Below are 4,916 nucleotides of genomic sequence, written 5' to 3'. Positions count from 1 at the left end.
TGGAGCGTTTACACTATCTCTGTTGTTTGATTTTTATTCTTTATAGTTAATCCACACTTTCATTTGTCCGGGTTCTCTGTTATCCCAGGCATAGTATGGAACAAAACGGATGCTATCGCTGTTTATATATGCATTTATTGCAACTACCCCGTTTAGTAAAGCAGGTTCAAAACCGTTTGTAAATTTTGTGTTCCTTGTCAGGAACAGGTTATCAAAAGAGATATTATCAACTTCTTCCATACAATATACCAACGGTCCGCGCTGAACGGCTCGTTTACCGATGTTCTCTCTTACACGATTGTCAGCCTCTACTACCTCTATAGGCATATCCATAGTGAATGTCAGCCTGTCGGAGTTTTTCCATTTTCTGTCGATCACAGCAAAACCTTTATCAACTGGTATGTTCTCTACTTTTTCACCGTTTATAGTGATTTTGTACTTTTTGCACCATCCGGGAATGCGCAGACGAATTTCCTTTTCCATTGGCCTTTTTAGTGAATCTATGCTAAGCTCTACTGCACCATCCCACGGATAACCGGTTTTCTGATGTATGATGACAGTTTCTCTCCCGGTAGTAATTTCAGCGTTGTTCCCTATAAATAGATTTACCCATATTGCCTTATCTGATACCCCGTAAATATAGCTTCCGATGGATGGCAAAAACCGGGAGATCTGGCTGGGACAGCAAGCTGTTCCATACCATTCACGGCGATGATGATTGCCGTGTGATGCCAACGGGTTCACATAAAAGAACCGATCGCCGTTCAAAGATATGCCGGCAAGAGCTCCGTTGTACATGGACCGCTCCATCACATCAATATATTTTGAATCGCCGGTTAATTGATGCATGCGTGAGTTCCAGAATACCATCCCAACCGAAGCACACGTTTCACAATAAGCTTCATAGTTGGGCAAATCGTAAGGCTCGGTAAAGCCTTCGTTCTGCAGCGATGAACCAATGCCACCGGTAACATACATTTTTCGAAGTACGACATCATCCCATAAACGGTTTAAAGCATGAATATAACCCTTATCCCCCTTAAGTGCAGCTACATCAGCCATTCCACAGAAAAGATACATGGCTCGTACTGCGTGTCCTGTTATCTCCTCCAGTTCTCTTACAGGTACAGAATCCTGATAGTAGAGTTTGTTCCATTCCCCTTCCGTTCCCTTGCTCCCATATCCATGGCCTCTCTCTTCGAGAAGCCAGTAAGCGAAGTCGAGATACTTTTTCTCTTTTGTCACTTCGTAGAGTTTAACCAATGCCAGTTCTATTTCCTCGTGCCCCGGCACCCAATGACGTTTGCCTGGCCCGAACAGACTCATCATATGCTCGGTCATCCGAACTGATACGTCCAGCAATTTCCGTTTGCCCGTTGCCTTGTAGTATGCCACTGCCGCTTCAATCATATGTCCGGCACAGTACATCTCGTGCTTGTCCATATTTGTCCATCGCTTATCGAGCCCCGTAAGCGCGTAGAATGTATTGATGTACCCGTCGGGTTGCTGCGCCGCCGCAAATTTATCGATCCATTCGTCACATTTTTTCTCCAGTTCGGAATCGGGGTTGTTGATAAGGCTGTATGCCATCCCTTCCAATGCTTTATACACGTCGGAATCATCGTAAAAAATACCCGAATGTTCGCCGGTACCTTTTCCCGCGTTTTCAAAATTGCGGATTCTCCCTGTTTTATTTTCAATTTGATCTATACAAACAGGAAGCGTTGATATTACATGGCTTTTTAGCCTTGGCGACCAAAAACTATCTGTGATTTTTACACTTGCGAAATTTACCTGGTTGATCATCTTTGATGAAGGGTTCGTTTCATTTTTGATCATTATACAACATAAGACCAAAAGGGGGATTATGAGTGAAATCAAATATTTGTTCATTTTTGATACATTTTAACTTATTTTCTTGTAATTGGAAATTCAGCTATCCTTAATGTTGTGCAACCATAAGGGATTAAAGTGATTTCTTCTTCGGGTAAAGTTTCCGACTGGTATTGAACACTAAATGGTTGGGGCCCTGCAGAACTGTTGTACAATTGCCATTCATTTATCCGCTTCCCTTTTGTTTTAATCTCAATGGGTGCATTGTTAACATTCCAGGGATATCCTTTCATCCTTTTTTTCACTACCTGAAAATCGGTTTTAATATTTTCCGGCTTAATTGATTCTTCTTTTAAACAGTAGTTCCAGGGAGAATCGCTGTGAACTTCGTAATACCAGTCGCCATACCTGCTACCGAACTTGCGGTCATCCCGAACCTTTGTCCATTTTTCCTCCATACGCAAAGCATATAAAAGCGGCCCCCTTTCAACTGCTGCAGATCCTTCATACCAACGGGTGATAATAACACTCATTGGTAGTATTAGCTCCACTTTATCTCCTGATTTCCATTTTCTTGATAGTCTTTCAATATTTCCGCCTTTCGCCTTTAATCGAATTTCATTGTTAATTTTTATAGTAGCTTCGCTGCACCACTCAGGGATTCGCAAATAGAATGGGAACTCTGTCGATTCTATTTTTTTATCCATGATCTCTATTTGGAAATGAATTGACTCGTCGAATGGATAATCTGTTGTTTCCTCAATTTTCACAGCAGTACCGGATCCTACCTTTGCAGTTACCATACAAGGCGAATAAAAAAGTGCTGCTAAACCGTTATCTTCTGACGCGAACCAAAGGTGCTTTGTAAATTTAGGCCAACCCTGGTGCAGGTTTGAAGTGCAACAGGGATATCCGGTCAAAAGCCCAAATAATTGATCGGTGCCGTTGTAGCTGGTTACAAAATTTCTTGGATGGCGTGATATTTCTACCTGATTAAGTTGCTGGTAATATTGCCGTGCATCGTAATTGTCAGTCACCTGTGTGGGTAATGCATTAAAAGTAACTCTTTCCAGCCAGTCTGCCCATGCTACATTTCCTGTAATTTCAACCATTTTTTCCAAAGAAAACATTAGTTCAACCGCAGTACAAAGTTCAGAACCATGGGTCGGATTTCCGGTATGCAACAGCTCGTCCGCACCATATAATCCATTAGGCCAACCGTGCGCTCTCATCAAATCGGAAAATCCTTTGTTAATAGCATCAATATGTTTTGTATCCTTTGTGGCTTGATACCGGATAATTGGTTGTTTCATGCCTTGTGCCAGATTCACACAATGTACGCCAAAGAGCCTGTTAAGCATATTTCCCTCCAAAAAAGAATTTGTCCAGTCGATAGTTTGCCCGGTGATTAAATCACCCAGATCCAATAGAAATTTTTCACCGGTAATGTTATAAAGCCAATAAACGACCATTAAGTTATCTCCTCCCCGTTGTTGTCCCCAACGTGTCCAATGATTCAAGGGTTTCTGGGGCAGCTCTTTTAATTGGTATTTAAAATAGTTTGTCATAAAAGGAATGACGCGCTCATCGCCAGTTGCCTCATAATATGATTTCATGAACTTTAATACAACCATTTTTGGCCACCAGTCCTGTGCATTTGTTCTTTGTAATCCCTCTTCCGGTTTCCGATCTACAGAGGGGCCAAAATAACCATCAGGCCTCTGACTTTTCAATGTCCACTCCACCCAGGGTTGGACCTTGGCTTTTAGCAAGCTGTCATCCAGGATGTATGCTAAAGGCAACAGCCCGTCAATCCAGTAAGGCCCTCTTTCCCATACATCTCCGTCGCCTCCCAGCCATCCATTTCGAGGCCCCATAACCTCACTGTAAAGAGAGTCAAGGTGTCCTGTCATCCCGTTTTTCATCTTTAGCAACTGGCTTTTCAGCCACCCTTCAGGGCGTACTGTCCCTACTGGGAGTTCCATAAATGGTTTTGTAATTAATGGTGTACGATTATTTAAATATAAATCTGTTGTCGGTTGTTTTAATTGAGACTTGGTGCACATATTTATTACAATAAAAAATAAAATGATCAAGTTTACTTTCTTCATAATATTTCAAATTTACATAAATTAATTTATTTTTGTCTGTCTGTTTTCTTTACATGCATATCGGACCCGGAATTTTTATCTAATAGGCCGGATTTATTAAAATCGCTCTCTGTATATCAATTGTAGAATCAGTTAATAATCAAATCTTATTCTTATAAAGCATCCTTGACGCAGCGGAACCCAACCGTTGCTTTTCTTTCGAACGATGGTGAGAGCCGTAATAAATATTGCCTAAAATTCAATTCTCTAGGGCCCCCCTGTACATACCAAAAACTAGATGTGGGTAAGAAATAACTTCCTCCTTTTAACATTATATATCTATAAGTGGTATTATCATATACATCATTTGTCAACTGCCATACACAACCGACTAAATCATTTAATCCGTATGGGTTTGCTCCATCCTTATATTTTCCAACCGGGTAAAGTGAACCATCGCCCAAATTACATCGGTTTGGGTTTATTCCTTTTATCTTCCAGACAGAAAGAGTATTCGTGATGAATTCTTCTTCCCTTTCCACTGGTTTTTCCTGTATCCATGGCCATTCGTTGCCTTTTTCGGTCTGAGCCGCATACTGCCATTCTATTTCGGTCGGAATACGTTTTCCTGCCCACTTAGCATAGGCTTTTGCATCTTCAAGAGTTACATACATTACAGGATAGTTCTCTTGCCCTTTGGGAATTTGATTGTTTGTCCAGTGCTTTAGAAAATTTGCCGTATCATTTGGTTGATATCCTGTTGCCTCCAGAAATTCCCGGTATTGTCTGTTGGTGACCGAGTATTTATCCATGTAGAATTTTTTCATTACCACTTTATCTCCATTTGATGTTGGATTTTCGGGATAACTGATGAATGAGTCCCCTGTCCGGTAGCTGTCGCATTGGAATATGCCTGATGGAATGAGAACCATTCCCTGAGGCGCTTTGCCAATCCTGGCCGTTACTTCAGGTTCCGATATAAGCCGTGCTGTA

3 protein-coding genes are annotated in these 4,916 nt (G+C 41.4%); all 3 read right to left on the bottom strand.

Annotation, left to right across the window (positions count from 1 at the left end; genetic code table 11):
• Positions 1-33: 33 nt before the first annotated feature.
• Positions 34-1,893 (bottom strand): glycoside hydrolase family 127 protein, encoded by a 1,860-nt coding sequence (locus B3Z75_RS10770; RefSeq protein WP_414702893.1) that lies wholly within the window; start codon positions 1,891-1,893, stop codon positions 34-36.
• Between the two features lie 17 nt (positions 1,894-1,910).
• Positions 1,911-3,944: a beta-L-arabinofuranosidase domain-containing protein gene (locus B3Z75_RS10765; RefSeq protein WP_294071457.1), complete on the bottom strand. Its 2,034-nt coding sequence runs from the start codon at positions 3,942-3,944 to the stop codon at positions 1,911-1,913.
• Positions 3,945-4,096: 152 nt separating this feature from the next.
• Positions 4,097-4,916: formylglycine-generating enzyme family protein (locus tag B3Z75_RS10760; RefSeq protein WP_294071454.1), on the bottom strand; the 820-nt coding region annotated here is incomplete at its 5' end.

This window comes from Proteiniphilum sp. UBA1028, assembly GCF_002316955.1.
In the GTDB taxonomy this organism is placed as follows: Bacteria; Bacteroidota; Bacteroidia; order Bacteroidales; family Dysgonomonadaceae; genus Proteiniphilum.
The sequence above is the reverse complement of the archived record's forward strand: the minus strand, read 5'-3'. Positions and strand labels throughout refer to the sequence as shown.

Coding starts and splice junctions, on each gene's coding strand:
- B3Z75_RS10770 (WP_414702893.1), bottom strand. CDS start 1,893: ATGAACAAATATTTGATTTCACTCATAATCCCCCTTTTGGTCTTATGT.
- B3Z75_RS10765 (WP_294071457.1), bottom strand. CDS start 3,944: ATGAAGAAAGTAAACTTGATCATTTTATTTTTTATTGTAATAAATATG.